At 52.6% G+C, this 20,781-nt stretch carries 21 protein-coding genes and 1 riboswitch; of the genes, 1 reads left to right on the top strand and 20 read right to left on the bottom strand.

Annotated elements, in window-relative coordinates; genetic code table 11:
* Positions 1-215 precede the first annotated feature (215 nt).
* Positions 216-665: an AbrB/MazE/SpoVT family DNA-binding domain-containing protein gene (locus JO375_RS07695; protein ID WP_229523905.1), complete on the top strand. Its 450-nt coding sequence runs from the start codon at positions 216-218 to the stop codon at positions 663-665.
* 176 nt (positions 666-841) lie between these two features.
* Here the strand turns inward: JO375_RS07695 and JO375_RS07690 are convergent, their stop codons facing one another.
* The 20 genes from JO375_RS07690 to JO375_RS07595 all read right to left on the bottom strand — a co-directional run bounded on the left by JO375_RS07690 (position 842) and on the right by JO375_RS07595 (position 20,696).
* Positions 842-2,296 carry a cobyrinate a,c-diamide synthase gene (locus JO375_RS07690; protein WP_229523904.1) on the bottom strand — a complete coding sequence of 485 codons (1,455 nt, stop codon included), beginning with the start codon at positions 2,294-2,296 and terminating at the stop codon, positions 842-844.
* The gene (locus JO375_RS07685; protein WP_229523903.1) at positions 2,289-3,377 is read right to left on the bottom strand and encodes a cobalt-precorrin 5A hydrolase; all 1,089 of its coding nucleotides are present in this window, start codon (positions 3,375-3,377) and stop codon (positions 2,289-2,291) included. Before JO375_RS07685 ends, JO375_RS07690 begins: the two co-directional genes overlap by 8 nt.
* Positions 3,370-4,164 carry a precorrin-4 C(11)-methyltransferase gene (gene cobM / locus JO375_RS07680; protein WP_229523902.1) on the bottom strand — a complete coding sequence of 265 codons (795 nt, stop codon included), beginning with the start codon at positions 4,162-4,164 and terminating at the stop codon, positions 3,370-3,372. The genes JO375_RS07685 and cobM overlap by 8 nt, the downstream gene beginning before the upstream one ends.
* Complete coding sequence (cobI, locus tag JO375_RS07675; protein WP_229523901.1) at positions 4,161-4,877, bottom strand: precorrin-2 C(20)-methyltransferase; 717 nt, start codon at positions 4,875-4,877, stop codon at positions 4,161-4,163. Before cobI ends, cobM begins: the two co-directional genes overlap by 4 nt.
* Before the next feature lie 53 nt (positions 4,878-4,930).
* The gene (gene cbiE / locus JO375_RS07670) at positions 4,931-6,169 is read right to left on the bottom strand and encodes a precorrin-6y C5,15-methyltransferase (decarboxylating) subunit CbiE (RefSeq protein WP_229523900.1); all 1,239 of its coding nucleotides are present in this window, start codon (positions 6,167-6,169) and stop codon (positions 4,931-4,933) included.
* The gene (locus tag JO375_RS07665) at positions 6,162-7,307 is read right to left on the bottom strand and encodes a cobalt-precorrin-5B (C(1))-methyltransferase (protein ID WP_229523899.1); all 1,146 of its coding nucleotides are present in this window, start codon (positions 7,305-7,307) and stop codon (positions 6,162-6,164) included. Before JO375_RS07665 ends, cbiE begins: the two co-directional genes overlap by 8 nt.
* Positions 7,308-7,382: 75 nt before the next feature.
* Entirely contained in the window at positions 7,383-8,027 is a 645-nt protein-coding gene (locus tag JO375_RS07660; protein WP_229523898.1) for a precorrin-8X methylmutase, read from the bottom strand.
* Between the two features lie 211 nt (positions 8,028-8,238).
* Positions 8,239-9,018 carry a precorrin-6A reductase gene (cobK, locus tag JO375_RS07655; RefSeq protein ID WP_229523897.1) on the bottom strand — a complete coding sequence of 260 codons (780 nt, stop codon included), beginning with the start codon at positions 9,016-9,018 and terminating at the stop codon, positions 8,239-8,241.
* Positions 9,015-10,145 carry a sirohydrochlorin chelatase gene (locus tag JO375_RS07650; protein ID WP_229523896.1) on the bottom strand — a complete coding sequence of 377 codons (1,131 nt, stop codon included), beginning with the start codon at positions 10,143-10,145 and terminating at the stop codon, positions 9,015-9,017. The genes cobK and JO375_RS07650 overlap by 4 nt, the downstream gene beginning before the upstream one ends.
* A 91-nt stretch (positions 10,146-10,236) precedes the next feature.
* Positions 10,237-12,051, bottom strand: a complete 1,815-nt coding sequence (cobJ, locus tag JO375_RS07645; protein ID WP_229523895.1) for a precorrin-3B C(17)-methyltransferase — start codon at positions 12,049-12,051, stop codon at positions 10,237-10,239.
* A gap of 110 nt (positions 12,052-12,161) precedes the next feature.
* On the bottom strand, positions 12,162-12,347 hold the full coding sequence (locus JO375_RS07640) for a hypothetical protein (RefSeq protein WP_229523894.1): 186 nt from the start codon (positions 12,345-12,347) through the stop codon (positions 12,162-12,164).
* A 22-nt stretch (positions 12,348-12,369) separates the two neighbouring features.
* Positions 12,370-12,555: riboswitch (cobalamin riboswitch) on the bottom strand.
* A 57-nt stretch (positions 12,556-12,612) separates the two neighbouring features.
* On the bottom strand, positions 12,613-13,167 hold the full coding sequence (locus tag JO375_RS07635; protein WP_229523893.1) for an LOG family protein: 555 nt from the start codon (positions 13,165-13,167) through the stop codon (positions 12,613-12,615).
* A 174-nt stretch (positions 13,168-13,341) separates the two neighbouring features.
* The gene (locus tag JO375_RS07630) at positions 13,342-14,193 is read right to left on the bottom strand and encodes a uroporphyrinogen-III synthase (protein ID WP_229523892.1); all 852 of its coding nucleotides are present in this window, start codon (positions 14,191-14,193) and stop codon (positions 13,342-13,344) included.
* A gap of 108 nt (positions 14,194-14,301) precedes the next feature.
* The gene (locus JO375_RS07625) at positions 14,302-15,447 is read right to left on the bottom strand and encodes a GerAB/ArcD/ProY family transporter (RefSeq protein WP_229523891.1); all 1,146 of its coding nucleotides are present in this window, start codon (positions 15,445-15,447) and stop codon (positions 14,302-14,304) included.
* Positions 15,448-15,485: 38 nt separating this feature from the next.
* On the bottom strand, positions 15,486-15,710 hold the full coding sequence (locus tag JO375_RS07620) for a hypothetical protein (RefSeq protein WP_229523890.1): 225 nt from the start codon (positions 15,708-15,710) through the stop codon (positions 15,486-15,488).
* On the bottom strand, positions 15,703-16,923 hold the full coding sequence (locus tag JO375_RS07615) for a Ger(x)C family spore germination protein (protein WP_229523889.1): 1,221 nt from the start codon (positions 16,921-16,923) through the stop codon (positions 15,703-15,705). The genes JO375_RS07620 and JO375_RS07615 overlap by 8 nt, the downstream gene beginning before the upstream one ends.
* Positions 16,923-18,548 (bottom strand): spore germination protein, encoded by a 1,626-nt coding sequence (locus JO375_RS07610; protein ID WP_229523888.1) that lies wholly within the window; start codon positions 18,546-18,548, stop codon positions 16,923-16,925. The genes JO375_RS07615 and JO375_RS07610 overlap by 1 nt, the downstream gene beginning before the upstream one ends.
* A gap of 155 nt (positions 18,549-18,703) precedes the next feature.
* Entirely contained in the window at positions 18,704-19,039 is a 336-nt protein-coding gene (locus tag JO375_RS07605) for a hypothetical protein (protein WP_229523887.1), read from the bottom strand.
* 15 nt (positions 19,040-19,054) lie between these two features.
* Positions 19,055-19,768, bottom strand: coding sequence for a pirin family protein (locus JO375_RS07600; protein WP_229523886.1), 714 nt, complete (start codon positions 19,766-19,768; stop codon positions 19,055-19,057).
* Positions 19,769-19,838: 70 nt separating this feature from the next.
* Complete coding sequence (locus tag JO375_RS07595; RefSeq protein ID WP_229523885.1) at positions 19,839-20,696, bottom strand: LysR family transcriptional regulator; 858 nt, start codon at positions 20,694-20,696, stop codon at positions 19,839-19,841.
* Between the last annotated feature and the right edge of the window lie 85 nt (positions 20,697-20,781).

Raw genomic sequence — 20,781 nt, 5'->3', positions numbered from 1 at the left:
TCCACTTGGAATAAACTTATTTAAAAAATTATAGACGTCAACGCTGGCGATTCGGTCCGTTTATGGTATACTCGTAAGAAAAAAAGTGCTCCCATGCATTCTTGTCAAAAAAAGGACGCTTTATGTAACATGTTTGCTGGCGGTTGTAGAATTGATAAGCCTTGCTTCAAACTTATAGCAATCTATAAATCTTAAAAACCGGGGAGGTTGCATGAATGAAAAGGACTGGAATGACCCGGCCCTTGGACAGCTTGGGACGAATTGTGCTTCCGAAAGAGTTGCGCATGACGATGGAGATTGACATCGGCGATCCATTAGAATTTTTTATTGAAGGCCAGACACTCATGCTCCGTAAGTACAAATCAACCAATTGCATTTTCTGTGGTGCGGTTGATACCAACACCTATTTTAAAGACCAGTTTATTTGCGATGAATGTGCAGCCTCGATGAAAACGGAAGACCTGCCTCCAGTCATGACGGCTGAAACCAATTCGCCTCCACTGAAGCAAAATTTGCATATGAAAAAAATTTATCAGCGTACAGACGTTATATTGGAGAAAATGAGAGAGCTCATGGAGGAGCATCCCACTTCTTCACAAAAGCAACTTGCTTCCATGCTTGGCGTGAGCCAAGGAAGAGTTTCCCAATTGAAGAAGCTTATGTGACAAGGATGTTCAATTGCAATGAATGCGCTTCCACGTGATGTAAGGTATATCGTATGTCCCGTTGAGAAAAGCCGGGCCCTTTAAGGGACCCGGCTTTTGTGGTTCACATGAAGCGGCTTGTTCCCATTTCCACTATACAGGATTGCACTGCAGATGAGCTCAATGCCGGCTGCAAACTACTCAGCGTATGCCCTGCATTTCTCCACCCAACGTGCTGCCGCCTCGGGAAAAGAAGCGAGATGGATATGCGTGTAGGCTGCCAAAAGGTTTCCCTTGGCATAGCCCTCGTTCTGGAGGCCGCGCATCCCCTTGGTCTGATAGGCATACGGGTAGGGAGCAGACGATTCATCATAGGTCATCACAGAATAATGAAACTCATGACCACGAATCGTCTCTCCAGCCTCCAGCAACAGGCAATCCCGCAATGCGGTTGCTTCCCGGTATCCCAGCGCGGCACGCTTTGCCTGCATTCGGACATCGGACGGAATGACTCCCGCCATACGATGAACGCTGCCGTCCCGATCGGTAAGTGTCCGCGCCAGCACCATATAGCCGCCACACTCGGCGAACACCGGCATATCCCGGCGTACTGCATCGCGGATATTCTCCAGGAAGCCCGTGTTGGCAGCGATAGCCGCGGCAAACTCCTCCGGAAAGCCGCCGCCCAGATATAGGCCGCTGGCGTGCTCAGGGATGCATTCCCCCGCCAGTGGGCTGAAAAAGGCTATTTCCGCTCCCGACTGGCGCAGCAGGTCCAGATTCTCCGGGTAATAAAAGTTGAAGGCCGCATCGCTGGCGACGGCAATGACGGGCCGCTTCCCTGCATCGGCTTGCGCCACTGACGTAAGCCGATGCGGGACAAATAATGGCAGTGCGGGCAAAGACAACGGCGGAGCCGAATCCGCCAATGCCCGCAGCGCCTCCAGATCGGTGCCTGCGCGGATCTGCTCTGCCGCCCGTTGGAAAAGCGGCTCCAATTCGCCGCGCTCCACAGCAGGCACCAAACCCAGATGGCGCTCGGGGATATCCAGCCCATCATCGCGCTTCAGCCAGCCAAGTACAGGAATACCGCACTCCTGTTCAATGGCTTTTTGAACGATGCTGTAATGCCCTTGGCTTCCGCAGCGGTTCACGATCACGCCCGCAATGCGCAGCCTCGGCTCCAGATGCTGAAAGCCGAGCACAATCGCGGCCGCGCTGCGTGCCATGCTGCGCACGTCGACGACCAGTAATACGGGGCTGTCCGTCAGCATGGCGATTTCGGCAGTCGACCCGGTGTTGCTGAGGGGGTCCTTGCCGTCATACAAGCCCATGACGCCCTCAATCACGGAGATATCTGCACCTTCGGAGGCGCGGATAAAGGTTTCGCGCACTGTATCCGGTGAAGTCATCCACGAATCGAGATTACGGGAGGGGGTTCCGGTCACGGCGGTGTGATAGGTCGGGTCAATATAATCCGGGCCGCATTTAAAACCCTGCACACGCAGGCCGCTGTCAGCGAGCGCCTTCATCAGCCCAAGGGTGACGGTCGTTTTGCCCGCGCCGCTGCCCGTGCCTGCAACAACAATCCGGCTTCTGCGTGCTGCAGTAGCTGGATCAGACTGAACGGCGTGCTTCATGGCATCAGTCATAGGCAACCCGCGCTATGGACAGCGTCATATTACCGCTTTTTTTCTTTTCCAGCAGCCAATGGCCCGCACCGGAAGACAACAGCGCTGAAGGCTCGCTAACCCCATATGCGCCAGTGTACTTGAAGACTGTGTCCGATGGATTGGGAAGCCGCACCGTGTTTAGCTCTGACGGGGTATACGTCACCAGTTCCCAGCCGTATTTGGCGCAGAGGGCAAGCAGGCCCTCTTCATCCTTTTTCAGGTCAATGGTCGCAATATTCCGCACGCTTTTTACAGACAGACGCAGCTCCTGCAAGGTGCTCAGCACACCAGCCTCCAGCTCCTCCAAAGCAGTGCCCCGGTTGCAGCCCATGCCAAGCACCAGGCTTTTGGGGCGGTACAGTACGCCGTTAGAAAGAAAACGCTCTTCTTCCTCCGGCTCTAGCAGACGATCGCTAATGATCAGCGCGGCGTTAAAAGGCTCTTGCGAAGCTTCTGCCATCGAATCGTATACCTTGATGTGCGCAGGCACAGGCTTGTCGTAACGCCACCAGTTCCGTTCCCCTGTCTCTTGTATAAGCGCGACAGGCTCCTCGTTCACAACGGCTGCGCTCACCGGAGTGGCCTTGTCGAAGCTATCGACCACCCAACCCAGCTCCCGGCCGAACATGTCCACTGGAATGGTGCCTTGCACGTCCGATGCCGTTGTAATCACCGCACGCGCATCCAGCACAGCGGCGATATGGCGGGTTAATTCGTTTGCACCACCCAAATGTCCAGACAGCACGCTAATGACATGCTCCCCGCGATCATCAATGACGACCACGGCCGGGTCTACCTTTTTATCCACCAATATGGGCGCTATCATCCGAACCACAGCACCGAGGGAAATAAATAAAATAATACCGTTATATTGTTTAAATAAATCCGGCAAAATCAGCTTGACCGAGCCTTCGAACAATTGGATGCCGTGCTCCTGCTCATCACCCCGTTCAAACTTGGTCATGTAATACACATCCGTGCCCGGAAAGCTGGCTCCCAGGTGACGAGCCATCTCCACACCATGCTTTGTAATCGCCACAGCGGCAAATGGATTACTCACCGGGCTTCACTCCCTTCCGGTAACCGTGGGTGAACGATTTATCATACAGCTTGGAACGATGCGCATCCTTGTCCACCAGCCCCGGATCGAGCGCCCAGCCTGCCAAGATCATGGCATGCATCGTGATGCCCGCTGCCCGAAGATCGGCTGGCAATTGAGCGAGCGTCGTGCGTACGATTCTTTGGTCCGGCCAGGTTGCGCGCTGCACAACCGCTACAGGTGTATCCTCGCTCCAGCCTGCCGCCAAAAACTCAGCAACGACCTTCTTCGCCAGCGTCGCACTGAGAAAGAGGGCGACTGTACAGTGATGGGATGCCAGACCACGCAGCTTTTCCCGGTCTGGTACAGGCGTACGGCCTTCGGCACGCGTCAGAATAACCGTCTGCGTCAAGTCAGGCACGGTAAGCTCTGCGCCCAGTACAGCGGCAGAAGCGAAGACGGAACTAACGCCCGGTATGATTTCGTAGGCCACGCCGCGCTGCTTCAGCAGCACCATTTGCTCCAAAATCGCGCCGTACACAGCCGGATCACCTGTATGTACACGAGCTACACTGCGTCCGGCCTCCACCGCCTTGCTCATAATCTCGACCTGACGCTCCAGATCCATGCCCGAGCTTTGCATTACCTGCGCCTCCGGCTTGGCTGTGGCAATCAGCTCGTCGTTCACGAGTGAATCCGTGTACAATACGACATCGGCTGTGCGCAGAATCCGTGAACCTTTCACAGTAATCAGCTCCGGATCGCCGGGGCCTGCTCCTACGATGTATACTTTGGGCTCCAACGTCATTTGCTCACCACCATCAAACTCAAATATTCAAGCTCCTGCCCGCGCAGCTCTTGGGCATTGCGCCATATCATTTCATAAGGGGAAGTGACCTTGGTGATCACAGATGCGCGATCCCCAAGCTTCAATTCATCCAGCACATCCAAAATCAAATCCAACACCTTGGCAACCTTGATAAATACGACCGTATCGTGATTCTCAATCGCCCGCTTCATTGCTTCCTTATCCTCCGTAGCCGGGATAATGCCGACCTGCTGGTCTCCGTCCGCCAAAGGCAGTTCCAGTGCCGCCGCCGCTCCCAACACGGAGGAAATCCCCGGAATTGATACAACCGGCACCTCAGGATGAAGATCTCTCATGAGACGTGCCAGATGAATAAAGGTACTGTACAGGTTGGGGTCTCCTTCTGTAACAAAAGCTACATCCTTGCCTTCACGCAGCGCTTCCCAGCAGGCAGCCACCGTTTTGTTCCACTCCCGCTCCAGCACAACCGGGTCCTTGGTCATAGGGAAAATGAGTCCCAGCATCTCTTTTTCCTCCGGGTTTACGTACAATTCCACGATCTCATGAGCATACGACTTCCCGCCCCGGCGCTTTTTCGGATAAGCCACAACTGCACACTCCTGAATCATGCGGTACGCTTTGACCGTAATCAGCTCGGGATCACCCGGCCCCACGCCCACGCCGTAAAGTGTTCCTGTTGCCGCTGTATTCATGCTGTCTCTCTCCCCCTCTTGATTTACCAGATTATTCCCATGCTGTTCGTCAGCTATATTTCTTTTCCTGACAATTGACCCGTTATGACGTATATCGGATTTAGCCCGTCAAAACGCGTCATATTCAAAATCGGCTTGCTGCGCGCCGTTTGCAGCAGGGTCACCGAAGTCTCCAGCCCCGCTGCTTGCATGGCCTTCATGCCATCATGCAGCGTCTCAATGGTGGCGGCGTTGACCACAATTCGTCCATCCGTTCGCAGACGGGAAGCACACAGCCGAATCAACTCCGCCAGTTCTCCTCCGCTCCCGCCGATAAACACCGCATCCGGGTCTGGCAGCTCGTCCAGTCCAGCAGGCGCTTTGGCATGAATAACCGGAAAATCGGTGCGGAATTTGATTTTGTTCGCCTCCACATTCACCAGATCGCCTTCATTTTTCTCAATCGCAAATACTTGCCCGTACTTGGCCAGCCGGGCACACTCAACAGCTACAGAGCCGGAGCCTGCCCCGATGTCCCATACGACGCTTCGCTCGGTCAAGCGCAGCTCGGACAAGCTGAATACGCGCACCTCGCGCTTCGTGATCAGACCTTTTTCCGGCTTGCGTTGGTGAAATTCCGTGTCGTCAAAGCCAAATCCACGACGAGGTGCTGGTACATCCGCATTTTTGCGGCGGCGCAAAATAACCACATTTAACGGCTGGAACTCGCACTGCGCCATTTCCTCCAAGGTATAATGCCGATACGTCTCATTCGGTCCGCCCAAATGCTCGCCAACAAAGGCATCGTATTCTGTCATGCCAAAATGCAGCAGATACGCGGCCACGACCGCTGGGTGATTTCGGTCATCTGTCAATAAAGCGACCTTATTCTGTCCGTCGATCCGCTGTGCCAATCCGGTCATCGGACGGCCGTGTACGCTTTCCAGCACTGCATCCTGCCAGCTTTCTCCCAGACGGGCAAACGCAAGCTGAACCGAGCTGAGATGCGGCAAAATATCCAGATGCTCGGCCCCCAGCTTGGCAGACAAATACCCTGCGATGCCAAAAAAAAGCGGATCGCCTGACGCGAGCACGACAATATCCTTCTCCTCGCGCAAACGCCCCAGTTCTTCCACCACGGCGGATAAGCCGCTCTTTAATGCTCGCTTTTCCCCTGTGGCTGTCTTGAAAAAGGCTAGCTGGCGCTCTCCGCCAACCAGCAGGTCCGCACGCTCGATTCGCTCCAGCGTCTCCTGTGACAGACCTGCCGCTCCATTTTCACCGATGCCAATAACACGGATCACTCTACTCACTGACTCTCGCCCTCCCAAGCACGTTCCCTTTCAATGTTACCAGTACCATTTCTACGACAATTCCGCCACCTGCATGCTCCAGACAATGCTGACATCCATAAGTGCACAGCTTTTCAAAAAAGCCCAGCTCACCCGCCTCGGTCATCATATCGGCCACCTGTGTCGCGGTGTTGGCCTCTGCCACTGCCGTGGCAAGCGATTCGTCCACCCCTGCTTCACGCGCGACCCTGGCCAAAAAGTCAAAGTCCACCGGGGCACTCTTGGAGTGAACCATCATGACGCCTTGAGCGACCTTGGAGAGCTTGCCGGGCATGCCCACGATCATAATCTTCTTCATTCCCAGTCGTTTGCCATGCTTGACCGCAAAGCCGACAAAGTCGCCCATCTGAATAAAGGCTTCTTCCCTCAATTGGTTATACATTTGCATGGCGTATTTTTCACTGCTGCCACCTGTGGTCAGGACCATTTCCTGGCAGTTCATCGCTTTCGCAACCGATATAGCCTGTACGACACTCGCTTTATAAGCCGACGTGGAAAATGGAACCACCACACCGCGTGTACCCAATATGGAAATACCGCCCAGAATGCCGAGCCGCCCATTCAGCGTTTTCTTGGCAATTTCCTCGCCGTCCGGTACGCTGATGACGACACGAACACCTTTGGCCGATCCGTGCTCTTCAAGCACGCCTGTGACAGCCTCCGTAATCATTCGGCGCGGCACAGGATTGATCGCTGCTTCCCCGACCGGTACAGGCAGACCGGGCTTTGTTACGCGCCCCACGCCGATGCCGCCATCCAGCTCAATGCCCGGCTCCTTGCGCCAGCTAACCGATGCGGTAATCCGCGCCTGATGCGTGGCATCCGGGTCATCTCCACCGTCCTTGATCGTCGTGCAGGAAGCTTCGTCCGCGTTCAGCACAGGATCGATCAGCTCAAACGCATGATCGAAACCCGCTGGCAGCGATATCACCGCTTCTTTCGACGGAATGCCCGTGATGAGCATTTGCACCGCTCCTTTGGCCACTGCGGCTGCACAGGCTCCGGTCGTAAAGCCGGACCGCATCGGCTTGTCCGGCGCGGGAGCTTCTCCGCTTTTCATTCGTTTGGGTCTGTCAGCGGACGCCGCTTCCTTTTCCATATCTATTCCTCTCCTTACCTCTTTTGCTGATCATGCTCCAATTCATTTCATGATACAGCAAACAGACAACCGCAGCTAGCGGACAGCCATTAAGGAGATTGCATTCAATGCCGCTACAACAATCGTACTGCCGCCCTTGCGCCCTATATTCGTAATGAACGGAATATCAAGTTTGCGCAGCTCATCCTTTGACTCTGCCGCAGACACAAAGCCCACAGGCATCCCGATGACCAGTCCGGGCTTGGCCGCTCCTTCCTTCACCAATCGAATCAGTTCCAGCAGTGCTGTCGGTGCATTACCAATCGCATAGATACCGCCTTCCCCGGCCTGAATCGCTTTGCGCATTGAAATAATGGCGCGTGTCGTATTCAGCCTTTTGGCTTCTTCTATGACATCCGGATCGGAAATATACACATGCACATCTCCGCCGAACTGACGAATACGATCCTTGCTAACCCCCGCCTGGATCATTTGCACATCGGCAACGACCTGCTGGCCTGCACGAATGGCTGCAATCCCCGCTTCAATCGCTTTTGGATGAAACACCATGCTGCGGCCCAGCTCAAAATCAGCGGATGCGTGGATAACGCGCTGTACAACCGGATATTGCTCTGCTGTAAAAGGATGCTCTCCCAGCTCTTCCGTGATCATCTGAAAACTTTTGCCCTCAATTTCCTGCGGTTGTACCGTTAACGGTTTAAAATCAGTTTTAAAATCCATCTTCATGAACGCTCCCTTACGGAAAATTAGAGAAATTAGTGTATATGAATCAAGCTCAAGCGTTTTCTATAGCGCCGCTACACAGTCAAATGACGTTATGGAAAGTGCGTATTTCAAGATGACTATATTTTAAATACACGCTAGAAATAGCCCCGGGTTCATTGGATTGACCGGGATCGACCAGCTTCTCATAGAGCCGTAACCTCATGGTTCAGAGCGCCAGCTCCTGCTGGACTGTACGCAGAGCGTCGATTACTCCGTCGAAATGATCAAATACCGTCCCAAAATCCACTTCCGGTCTGGAGATCAAAATAACATGAATGCCCAGTTCCAGTGCAGACTGAACCTTTTCATCCACAGCTCCTGTACGGCCGCTTTCTTTGGTCACCATCACTGTCGTAGCAAAATGCTTGTACAAGGCCTCGTTCATCTCGCGGGAAAAAGGTCCCTGCATGGCGATAATGTTTTTTTGCTCCATTCCCAGTTCGCTGCATTTCTCCATGTTATCCATGCGCGGAAGCATACGTGCGACCAGACGAACATCCGGGTCTCCAAGCAGATGACTGGTGAACGTGCCGAGCGTCTTGCCACCTGTTGTAAGCATGACGGAGCCTTTGAGCTGCTTCGCTTTCAATGCAGCTTCCTCATAGGACGGTACGATGTGTAGCAGCGGATGATTGTCGTACACCAGCCCCGCCCGCTCGTAGCGAATATAAGGCACTCCAGTCCCGCGAGCGGCTGCCATAGCGTTCGCATGTGCTTCTTCTGCAAAGGGATGACTGGCATCGACGATGGCTTGTACTCCCAGTTCCCGAACCACTGCTGCCATTTCATCGGCTGTCAACCGGCCTGTACGTACGCCCAGCCCCGCTTCGGACAGGCTCGCCGCTGCGCTTTCTGTTACGACAGAGGTCAATACGTTAAATCCGCCCGCACGGATTTGCAGGGCTAACTCCCGCGCATCGCTCGTTCCGCATAGCATGAAAATCATGAGCCCTTCACCTGCCCGCTGCCAGAAATCCCGTTTCCGTCTACCACGGATAGCGTATGTGATTGATCGTGGTGGTGAGCATGGGCATCCTGACCGTGTGCATGATCATGCTCGTGCACGTGATCATGGGAGTGCATATGATCATGTGAATGCTCCTCATGATGATGATCGTGCCCGTGGTTATGCTCATGATGATCATGATGGTGATGGTGATCATGTCCGTGGTCATGATGGTGATCGTGGTGGTGATCGTGTTCGTGGTGGTGATCGTGGTGGTGATGGTGGTGATGCTCCTGCGCCTCCAAGCGGAACTGACAGTTATCGCAATTGGCTGTCACTTTGCCGAACAAGACTTCATTGGCGCGCTCCAGGACCAGTTCGATCATTTGCGGATGGAAACCAAAATAGCCCCCGATTTCAACCTGCAGTTCAGGGTGGGCTTCTGCGAATTCCTCGGTCATTTCTCCAATACGTTTGATCAGCACGCCTGTGAACAGAAAATATGGAAGTACGATAATTTTTTTGGCTCCCAATCGTACACAACGTTCCAAGCCATCCGGGAAAGAAGGCTGCGTCACACCGATAAAGCAGCTCTCGACCCAAGTATAAGGAAGCTTCTCCCACAGCATGCGGCAGATTTTGAAGAAATCGCTGTTGGCATCGGGATCACTGCTCCCGCGTCCCAATACGAGCACCGCCGTTTCCTGGTCCGTTACCTCACCGGGTACTTCCACAGCGCTATTCATTCCCGCCGGAACTGCAACCGGACGAGCTTCCTTCAAGCGGCTTAGCAGGATGCTAACGATTTTTTCGTGAACACCAATCGGACGTCCATATACAAATTCCACTTGCGGATATTTCGCTTTCGCTCGGTCAATTGCCATCGGAATATCAATTTTGGCGTGCACTGCTGCGAACAAAATAATCGGCACAAGGACGACACGTGTCGCACCTTTCTCCACACACGCCTGTACCCCTTCGGCAATACTCGGACGTGCCAGCTCCAGAAAACAGGTTTCTACACACGTCCCCGGTACGCGAGCTGCTACCGCCTGCGCAAATTCCAACAGCTCCTCGTTCCCCTCCGGGTCCCGGCTTCCATGTCCAACCAATAATATTGCATCCACTGCTGTTTTTTCCTCCTCATGATAGGGATAGCTTACATAACGCCCTATTTTATATATATGCTTGCTTCCGATTCATCAGGCTTCCGGTCCATTAATCACCACAAACCGCATTCACTTCTACCCCTGCAGGTGCATCCTCATGCCGATAACCGGCAACAACACCTACACGTTTGAAAAATTTATGAAAACGCTCGTTCGGATGCCCTTTTTCCTTGTACTCAGCGATGATATTCTCGACAATGTCTGTAATCTGTTCCCCCGGAATCCCTTCCGCTACAGGCTGAGCAGCATGAGCATTGCGCCCGAATTTTTTGCCGCCAAGGAAGAGATCGTATCCTCCCTTGCGGTAGACGATACCGATATCCTCCAGCACCGCTCCATAGCAGGCCATACCGCAGCCGTTCAAAGCAATGCTCGTTTCTTTAGGCGCCTGCAACCCGCCAAGAACGACCTGCAAATGCTCAGCTACAGGTACGGCGTCATCCTTTTCCATGTTGCAAAAGTCGCACGCCTTCACCTTAAACACATCGCCAATGGGCATGACAATCAATCGCTCATCCCGCAGCCGTCCGACCAGCTCCTCGGGGTCTGCGCACGGTACGCGCAGCACGATCTGATGATCCGGCGTATACTCCAGCTCGCCATCATCACCCGCGATTTCCGCGAGCAGCGCCATCTGGCGAGCGGTGAACTTCTTGTTTCCCACGCCAGGGGAAACACCCACCTCGAACAGCGCGGGCTTGCCAAAGCTGCCCGTCGCTGTCCCGGCCGCAGCCCCCGCTCCGGCCACGGCTGTCGCCCCATGGGCGCCCACGGCGGGTGCTTGCCCGCTCCAGCGGACGTTGGCTTCGCCCGGCAGTCTGCCACCCGCAGCGAGGCGGCCCAAGGCCTCGGCTGCCAGCGATGCCGGAGACGACCCGGCTTGCGCCGCAGACGGCGCGGTCGGCACGGCAGCTCCCGCTTGCAGACATGCCTGCGTGGCAACCGTAGCCGCGGCTCCGCTCGCGGAAGGCGCGGGCATGCTTGGCGCTGCGCCTGCCTGCGGTGCAGCAGCGAGCGGGCGGTCCCCCTGCGCGCTGAGCGACCATGGCTCCGCTTCCGTACGGAGCCGCTGATGCGGCTTGAGCGCCTGTTCAGATGCATCCAGCGTATACTTGCGCTGATATCCGCGCGGCGTTACAATCAGGCCGTCATACACCATCGTCGAGGAATTGCCGATGATTACGGTCGTCAGCATCCCGATGTCATGGTTCAGCATATCTTCCAGCGTCGTCACGATAACTTGCTGACGCTCACGATATGCACTTTTAACCAGCCCAACCGGGGTGTGAGGATCACGGTGGCGCAGCAAAATGGACTGCGTTTCTACGATTTGGCGTGTACGCCGACCACTGCGCGGATTGTATAATGCGATGACAAAATCCGCTGCTGCTGCGGCTTCTACACGCTTCACAATCGTTTCCCACGGGGTCAGATGATCACTCAGGCTGATCGTGCAGGCATCATGCATAACCGGCGCACCGAGCAGCGAGGCGCAGGATTGAATAGCCGAGATTCCCGGCACGATTTCTACCTCAACCCCGTCCTCACGGCGCCAGCCCTTTTGCATCAGCACTTCATACACCAGCCCGGCCATACCGTATACACCTGCGTCTCCACTGGAAATAACGGCTACCTTTTTTCCCATCTCTGCCTGTCGAACCGCCTCCTGTGCGCGACTCACTTCCTCTGTCATTCCAGTGCGTACAATCTCCTGGCCGTTCAACAACGGACGGATCAGATCCACATACGTGTTATAGCCGATGATGACCTCGCTCTCGGCCAACGCGTCCAGCGCCCGTTTGGTGATATGCTCCATATCCCCCGGTCCAAATCCGATCACCAGCAATTTTCCTAATGGGCTCATCGTGTTCCTCCTATCTATTTTTCAAGGCATCTGAGCTATTGTATTTCTGTTACGTTAACTATCAGATCAGCGCAACCCCAAAAAAACCCCATCCTGCCCGGATGGGGTTCTTATGTACGTATCTTCTCATCAGACGGACTAGCCAGGCGCAAGAAGACATTTTGGTCCCCTTCCATCCTGCCACTGCTTTCCATCCGTCCATTTTGCACTGCCAACGAATCTGAACGTTCATACCTGCGCAAAACGGTAACCAACATGGAAAAAGCAACGTGTGCCTGATCTCTGATCTCGTACACCCATCCTCTCCGCGAAGGTTAGCGGTGCATACAGATCAAGGTAGGTCTCCTGGCTTGGCATCGATGGATTTTTTCGCCTTCCCCGTTCTTAACGAGTGACGATTTGAAAAAATCCTCCGCCTTACAGTGGCGGGACCGCTCGGGATTTGCACCCGATTCCCTGTTACCCTTTACCTAATCGCAAAGGCACCTTGTCTGTCCGCTATTTGATTATGGGTCTTATCATAACCTTGTCTTAATCAGTGTGCAAGCACGAAAAAACGCTTTATTTCAAGTCCTCCGCCTTATTTTTCAGCATATGCAGCAATTCATCCGGGTCTGCAGAGATGCTCAGCAGCGCTGGATGCTCAGCCCCGGCAAAGCCTTCTTTCACACTGTGACGCACCATTTCCACCAACGGGTCAAAATATCCGCTCACATTCAGCAGACCGATGGGCTTGCGGTGAATGCCAATCTGCGCCCAGCACAGCACCTCGAACAGCTCCTCAAAGGTCCCCAAACCGCCCGGAAGGGCAATAAACGCATCGGCCATATCGCTCATCACTGCTTTGCGTTCATGCATATTGGCGACCTCAACGAATTCGTTAATCCCGCGGTGAATAATTTCCGCATCAAATAACAGAGTCGGCATAATGCCGGTGACCTGACCGCCGCCCGCCAGCATTCCATTTGCCACCTCACCCATCAGCCCTCTGCTGGAGCCTCCATAGATCAGGCGGACATGATGCCGGGCCATAGCCTCTCCTAGCTTGCCCGCTGCCTCAAGGTATATCGATGAATGCCCAGGCCTGGACCCGGCAAATACACAAATAGAATTCATAAACGCTCAGCTCCTGTCCTTAGTATCATGCATCGAAAACGTATTCATTATATGAAATAAATATTTTCGCTATAACAAAAAATACTATCGATACATCTTCAACAAAAAAAGATAAAGGCCTCAGGGACCCTTATCTTTATTTTACGCTTGATCACATATCATGACCATTCACACTCAGTGACCATTCACAACTTCCAGACCGAAGCCATGCGCCAAACTGCTATGCTCAAAATATTTCCCCAGTTCCACCATCATTGCACCCATACGCTCTTCTACCGGAAAAACGATTCGTTCGATTCCTTCCTCCAGCATGGATTGCGCGGTCACTTTGCCCACTGACACGGCAATAACATCCTGGCGGAATGCCTCTAGCAAATCGTTCATACGGTTCTGTGCTCTGGCATATTGACACAAAAAGCGGATTTGCGGGCCACTGGTAAACGTAACTGCGTCAACATGGCGATTCAAAATATCCGCCAGCAATGCTTGCAAATTCGCTTCCTCAGGTGGAATATGCTTATAAGGAAGCACCTGCCGAATCACTGCCCCTTGCTCATCCAGCCACTCTACCAACCGCGGGGCCGGATCACCGTGCAGCTGCAGCAGCACTTCCTTCCCCTTCAGATCATACGGGGCAAAAGCTCTCATCAACCCGGTCAAGCTTCCATCCTCGTCTCGTACATCCGGCGTAAAGCCCCGCTTTTTAAGTCCATTGACTGTCTTGTAGCCACGGGCCGCAATTTTCGAGGAATGCAGCAGTTCCATAATCTGCTCTACCACGCCCATATCCTCTGCCATATCAAACAAAGCGTCCAGTCCCACACCTGTCGTAAAAATGTTCCAGTCCGGCGGTTGCTTCACCCACGATACCACCGCGTTGCGCAGCTCAATATCATCGAGAAAAACCGTGCCCTGGGCCGGACGCAGCACGGGCTCGCCCCCCATTTTCGCAACCAGCAATGCCATTTCATCTGCTTTACGGGGACCGGCAAGGGCGATTCTCTTACCTGCCATGCGCTGTGCCATCCTGTTCCCTCCCTTGTAGAAGTCATGCTCCTTTCTACCAAGTATACAATTAGAGGGCGGAAAGACAAATAAGAATTACTTTTCCAATGAATATAGTAAACTTATAAGCTAGCTTGTCCTGCTTGCCTCCCGGCTTTCTTGCTGATCTTCCTGCCGGCCTGAAACCTCTCCGGATGGCTTGTAATCATCGTTAACCTCTTCAGGCTTGGGCCGGAGCAGCAGCCATAGCACAAAGGGCATGACAACAAAGAAAACAATCATCACCACGGTCCATTCCCGGCTGAAATTATAAATTTGGACGATATTAGAGAACAGCATAAAGGAGCAGACGTAACCCAACAGGCCTACGGGCCAAACCATCAGGCCTCCCCGTGTATGGGCAAACATGCGCTTTACCGCCAAACTGGCAACGTACAGATCAACCCCGATTTTCGTAAGCAGGGTTGGTACGGTCAGTGCACCCACAAACAAGTCGAACCGATCCAGAAAGTCAGTTAACTGCAACTGACGCCCCAGTTCATACGTTGGATAAAACAGCCGCGACATGATTGGAACACCAATAACCAGCTCCTCCAGCAGCACGACTATAATCATAAAAACGGTTCCGACTAAATGTCCAAGCCACGCACTGCGGGCATTGTAGCTCCGTCCAGAAATAATAAAGGGCAATATCATGAGGTCTGCCATATAACCAAGCATCCGCCAGCTGCCTTTGACTACTCCGCCTATATCCGGGTGTAAATACGGCCTCATTGCTGAAAAATCTATATTGCCTCCGAAAAAAAGCGGCATAGTCAATAGTGTCATAATCAACGCAGGTACGGTAAATTCCGCCATACTCACAATAGTGCTTATACCGCCCTTAGCCATGAAAGTTAAGGTCAGCAGCAAAATAAGGGATATCACAACAATCGGAGTCAGCGGCAAAAGGGTCACCTCCACCAGATCCGTCATAATCCGCAAATCCCTGGCGAAAAGGATCAGAAATAAAATAAGATACATCGCAAGCAGCATGCGCCCCAGCACAGGGTGAGAGCTAACGATGGCCTCTAGCAGATCCTGATCCGGAAAACGCCGCTTAAGCCTCAGCATGGCCCAGATCGGCAAGCATATTACGATGGCGGCCATTGCGCAGGTCCAATAGGCATGCTGCTGCGCGTAATCTGCTGCCTGCGTCGGAGCATGCATACCGCTAATACCGGCCTCCATCAACATACTAAGCAGCACGATTTGTCTGGTTGTGAACTGTTTCATACAGGAGATCCTCCTTTTTCCACAGGCATTCTGATTCGTTACAACGCAGGAGGGAGCCACATATTAATGAAATGGCTCAGCCATGTGGCCACATAAACGGAACTTTTCGTCGAGGTTCCGTAAAGCCAGATGCCGATGCTAATGACATACAATACACGTGAGATCCAGCGATTGACGGCAGGTGCGGAATTCAGACTTTTGCGGTCATTCAGATACATAAGCAGCATAACCAGCACTAAGGGGAACAGAAATACTTTATTCATTTTGGATTTGCTCCTTTTTGATCCCGAATGGTTTGGTGACCGCACCGATATTCTCAATATGCACGATCGGTTTTATGACGACCTCCACCTTGGGGTACAGTTGCTCCCATTGAGATTTAATCCGTTTCCATTCATCCGGACGACTCATAATGATCGCCCTTCCCAATCCAAGTACGTCTGAATGATACTTTTGTTGAATAAGCCGAACAACCTCACCCAGTTCCTTCTTGATCTCCTGGGCAGCCTGCTGCTCCAGCCACTTCACATTTTCTCCATTAGATATATCGAAGGTTGTCTCATCCTCCCTTACATTCCCGTTGCAGTTCAATTGAACGGTCATTCGAATATCATTTCCTCGAATATAAGGCTTGATTTGCACATTATTTTCGATAAGGCGCACAGACAGATAACCAGAGCCTTTAGGAGGGGGGATGAATATCTCCGTGTCCTTGACCTGCCCCATGCCCAATAGCAGAAACCGGCTCAGATGGTTATCAATCATTCCGGTTAGTTTGTCTTTGTGAAACACAGCCAACCCATCCACCTGGATATTCGTCTTCTTGTCTTTTATAGTGGCAGGACCATTTTTCACCAGGGACATCACTGGCACAGCCGGGTCCATGCCGTCCATCAGGATTGAATTCATCAGCAGCTTGATGGAGCGGGGGTTTTTCATATATGAAAAGTTGAGCTCACGCACCATCTCTGCCGGAAATAACTCGATCGGGGCATCCGCCTGAAGCATATCCAAGGCTGGTCCCTTCGTTATGACAACCAGAGAAGATAGACGGTTCTGCGGAATACGCGCCAATACGTCCATCATTTTGCTGATCCCTTCCCGTGCCAGTGCCTCACCAAACAACAGCACCCGGCGATGGGAGAAATTCAGCGTTCGTGAAACTTCCCGCTGTTCCTCAGCGCTTGCTCCCCGAAAGCTCGGGCCTACCTTGGACACCAGGTAATAGGATTTGCTTCCTCTTGTACCTCCTCCGCCTCCTGTGCTTCCCGAAGATCCGAGCTGTCCGGGAAGAGCAATTTGCATCGTCACACGGTATTGATCCCCTTCTTTATCCAGCCCGGTACCCATTACAAAGGCCACATCGTTCACTTCACGCCGATCCCAGCATCCACCCAAAAGAACAGAACAAAGCAGCAGACAGCTCAGCAAAGCCGTTTTACGTATCTTCCCTGCATTAGAGCCTTTGGGCTTCATCACCATCCCTCCTCGGTTCCGGGTGATCCATTCATCTTTTCTTTTTCTCGTTTATTATTATCACTGCCAATCCATGAAGGACGTTTGATCATTTTCCACCACGGTGCACGCACAACAATATCCTTTTGGTCGTTATGGTTATATGGACTGTATCCACTCATGTAAGACACGCCAAACGACGTTAGCTTGGTTAAATGTGTAGCAATCAGCGTGGCCGCGATGATGATTCCAAACAGCCCGAACACACCTGCCATTAGCATAATCGGGAACCGTAACAGACGGATCGTAATGGCAAAGTTAAAACGCGGAATTGTAAACGAAGCAATCCCCGTGAGAGACACAACAATCACGATGGGAGCCGATACGATTCCTGCTTGTACAGCTGCCTGCCCGATCACGAGCGCGCCAAGGATACTGACCGCCTGACCTACCGTCTTGGGGAGACGAATCCCTGCTTCCCGTAACGCCTCAAAGGAAATCTCCATCATCAACGCTTCCACCAGGGCAGGGAAAGGGATGGATTCACGTGCCGCGGCAATACTCAAGATGAGTGTCGTCGGCAGCATATCCTGATGGTAGGTCGTGATCGCTACATATAATGCAGGCAAAAAGAGAGCCAGGATGAGAAAAAGGAAGCGAATCCAGCGAATCATATTACTGATGAAAAAACGCTCGTAATAGTCTTCGCTCGCCTGCATCATCATCCACATCGTGGCTGGACCAATTAGGGCAAAGGGCGTACCGTCTACAAGAATGGCAAAGCGGCCTTCCAGTAATTCCGCGGTGACCGTATCGGGGCGTTCTGTGTATTCCATTTGCGGAAACGGGGAATACGGGTGGTCCTCAATCAGCTCCTCAATATATCCCGTATCCAGCACACCATCAATTTTGATATCGCTGAGCCTTTTTTTTACATCATCCACCAGCTTCGGATCGATGATCCCCTCGATGTAGCTAAGGACGATGCTTGTTTGGGTTTCTTTCCCGATGGTCATGCTTTGCATCTTGAGCTTGGAGGTTTTCAGCTTGAAACGCAGCAAAGCCGTATTAACGCGGATGGTCTCGGTGAAGCCTTCACGCGGTCCGCGAATAACCGCTTCGGTCTGCGGTTCCTCCACGCCACGGCGGACACCTCCCTTGGCGCTGAAAATATATGCACGAGGCGTACCATCTACGATCAAGGCGGCATTGCCGTCCAGTATCGCCGCCGAGACCATTTTCCATTGGTCCATCGTTTTGGTCTGTGACATGGAAATCCGGGTTTCATCCAGCGGGTCCAATGTACCGTTGACTTCGGGGTCCTTGAGCATCATGCCCAAAATGAAAGGCCGCAGGATATGATCCTGCAAATCCTCCGATTTCACCGTGCCTTCAACATAAGCCAACATCCCTTTGCGTTCAGGGGAAATCATCAGCTCTCGATATGTGATGTCAGAGCAATCCTTGAAAATATCACGCAAAGCAGTCAGATTGTCTTCCAGACTGCTCCGCAGCGGTTGTTCCAGCCAGGGTGGTTCAGGTAGTCCTTTAAGAGCATTGGTATTTTGTGTCTTACGATCCGCTGCCCGAATCGTCCGCCGGCTCCACGGTAATCTCGGCAACTTGGGAAAATGTCCTTTCTTCATTGTGATCCCCCTCTACGAATGAACCGAACAGGCAATATGAAATGTAGGATGCGCCAGCCTGCAAAGGATTATGTATCCAACAAGCTCAATATATTGAACCAATAACAAAAAGACCCTGCATTCACGCAGAGTCTTTAACATTTATTAAATTATGATCAATCTCCCCAATACTCCTCAGGGTGGTATTTAATCTCCGAACCGGCTTCGAGCGTAAGCTCACCTGTCTGATCATTATATTTTACACTTTCCGGGGTGACGTAATACCAATGCTTCACAATGGATTGTTCTTCCGGCGTTACAAAACGAAATACGTTCAGCTCCCCGCTATAACGTACAATCGCCTCCGCCGTCTCACGCGGCAGCTCTTGAAGTGAGAAGCGAAAGAGGCCATCCGTCGTTTCCAGACGACAATCGAATACCTGCTTGCGACTGTCAGCAAAGCTGCGACCCGTGACAGCATGCTTGATTAGCCAAGTTTCCTGCTGTGCCATGGCGCGCACCTCCTCTTAAGGTAAATCAATTAGCATATAAAACACAGGCTCCTGTGCCTGCAGCGACAGCTTCGGCTCCTGCTCAATCCGGGCCGAATCGCGGCCTTGCAGGATATGTTCACCGTTCACACCCAATGAGCCTTCAATGATGAACAAGAACACGCGCCGTCCCTCGGCCTGTGTGAATTCTACACGCTCTCCAGGCTGAAGCTTGCTTAAATAAATCGTCAAATCCTGATGAATTGCAGCGATTTCACCTTCCGTCCCCGGAACACGCTTCCCGGCAACAACAGGCAGAAGCTGACCGTGCAAGCGCTCGGGATCGAACGCTGTAGCCTCATAGGACGGCTCCAGCCCTCTTGTGTACGGGCTAAACCACAATTGCAGCAGACTGACATCCTCTGTTTGCGAAGCGTTGTGCTCCGTATGGACGATCCCGCTGCCCGCTGACATTCGCTGAATACCTCCAAAACGGGTCACCGCCACATGTCCGCGGTTGTCCTCATGACGCAGCTCCCCGTAGAGCACAATGGAGACAATCTCCATATCACTGTGCGGATGAGCCCCAAAGCCCCGTCCAGGTGTGATGACATCGTCATTACAGACGCGCATAGGGCCAAACGCTGTGTTGCTCTCATCCTGATATTCCCCGAATGAGAAGCTGTGGCTCCCTCGCAGCCAGCCCTTGTCGAAGCTGAATCGAGATGCAGCCGGATATATTGTGAACATAATACCCCTCCTTCAGGAAGAAAACATGGGATCAAATCCCTTTCATTGTACCCGAGCCCAGGCGATAAAGCTATGTCCCTGTCTGAGCGATAATTTCATCCATAAAGGACTGCAAGGTGTTGGTCACATAGGCTTCCTTGCGGCGGATAAACACCGTTGTTACTTCATTATACGGCTCCGGCAGCGCATGACAGTACACATGTCCTTGAGCCTTCAGCCCGCTAACCGAAGACTCGGGGAAAACGGTCATTCCGATACCGGCCGCTACGCTGCCGATGATCGTCTCAAACGTCCCAAACTCCATAATCTGTTTGGGGATCATCCCCTCCATCTTCAGCCAGGTTTCCAGCCGTTCCCGGTACCCGCACCCTTTTTTGTATAGAAGAAGCGGGCGTGTTGTAATATCCTCTACAGAAAAGTTAGCCCCTTGGGAAACGAGAACCAGCTTTTCATGAAAGACATCAAACTGTTCAATGAGAGGATGCTTCACCGGTCCGGTCACGAAGGCTCCATCGAGCTTCATTTCTGCAACCTCCTGCACAAGGTGCTCGGTCACTCCGGCCTTGAGGGACAACTCCACATCCGGATAGTGACTGTAGTAAGCATGTAAAATGGACGGCAGCGCAACCACCGTCTCCACAATGCCAATCTCCAGTACCCCCGAAGGTGCGGAGGTGCTTTGAAACGCATGCTTCATCTCCTCAAATTGCGACAAAATGCTTTTCGTATATTGCAGCAGACGCTTTCCCTCTGCATTGAGGATCATGCCCCGCTTATGTCTATAAAATAAAGGCGTTTGCAGCTCCTTTTCCAGCAGCTTGATTCTGGCCGTCACATTGGACTGCACATAACTAAGCTCGGCTGCCGCCTTGCTGACACTGCCATGAGCAGCTACAGTCTGGAAAATATTCAAATCGTTCAAGTCCACTACCGCTCCTCCTTATTGTAAAGGCAAGACCGTCAAGATTGACGCTTCTTGTCACTTATGATCATTTTAAATGATCATAATGTTT

It is taken from the genome of Paenibacillus farraposensis (genome assembly GCF_020736845.1).
GTDB classification, from domain to species: Bacteria; Bacillota; Bacilli; order Paenibacillales; family Paenibacillaceae; genus Paenibacillus; species Paenibacillus farraposensis.
This window is presented reverse-complemented; position numbering and strand designations above follow the sequence as displayed.

Coding starts and splice junctions, on each gene's coding strand:
- JO375_RS07610 (WP_229523888.1), bottom strand. CDS start 18,548: ATGAAGAAAGGACATTTTCCCAAGTTGCCGAGATTACCGTGGAGCCGG.
- cobJ (WP_229523895.1), bottom strand. CDS start 12,051: ATGAGCCCATTAGGAAAATTGCTGGTGATCGGATTTGGACCGGGGGAT.
- JO375_RS07690 (WP_229523904.1), bottom strand. CDS start 2,296: ATGACTGATGCCATGAAGCACGCCGTTCAGTCTGATCCAGCTACTGCA.
- JO375_RS07600 (WP_229523886.1), bottom strand. CDS start 19,768: ATGTTCACAATATATCCGGCTGCATCTCGATTCAGCTTCGACAAGGGC.
- JO375_RS07695 (WP_229523905.1), top strand. CDS start 216: ATGAAAAGGACTGGAATGACCCGGCCCTTGGACAGCTTGGGACGAATT.
- JO375_RS07665 (WP_229523899.1), bottom strand. CDS start 7,307: ATGGAAAAGGAAGCGGCGTCCGCTGACAGACCCAAACGAATGAAAAGC.
- JO375_RS07630 (WP_229523892.1), bottom strand. CDS start 14,193: ATGGCACAGCGCATGGCAGGTAAGAGAATCGCCCTTGCCGGTCCCCGT.
- cobI (WP_229523901.1), bottom strand. CDS start 4,877: ATGAATACAGCGGCAACAGGAACACTTTACGGCGTGGGCGTGGGGCCG.
- cobM (WP_229523902.1), bottom strand. CDS start 4,164: ATGACGTTGGAGCCCAAAGTATACATCGTAGGAGCAGGCCCCGGCGAT.
- cobK (WP_229523897.1), bottom strand. CDS start 9,018: ATGATTTTCATGCTATGCGGAACGAGCGATGCGCGGGAGTTAGCCCTG.
- JO375_RS07625 (WP_229523891.1), bottom strand. CDS start 15,447: ATGAAACAGTTCACAACCAGACAAATCGTGCTGCTTAGTATGTTGATG.
- JO375_RS07615 (WP_229523889.1), bottom strand. CDS start 16,923: ATGAAGCCCAAAGGCTCTAATGCAGGGAAGATACGTAAAACGGCTTTG.
- JO375_RS07660 (WP_229523898.1), bottom strand. CDS start 8,027: ATGGATTTTAAAACTGATTTTAAACCGTTAACGGTACAACCGCAGGAA.
- JO375_RS07605 (WP_229523887.1), bottom strand. CDS start 19,039: ATGGCACAGCAGGAAACTTGGCTAATCAAGCATGCTGTCACGGGTCGC.
- JO375_RS07620 (WP_229523890.1), bottom strand. CDS start 15,710: ATGAATAAAGTATTTCTGTTCCCCTTAGTGCTGGTTATGCTGCTTATG.
- JO375_RS07635 (WP_229523893.1), bottom strand. CDS start 13,167: ATGAATTCTATTTGTGTATTTGCCGGGTCCAGGCCTGGGCATTCATCG.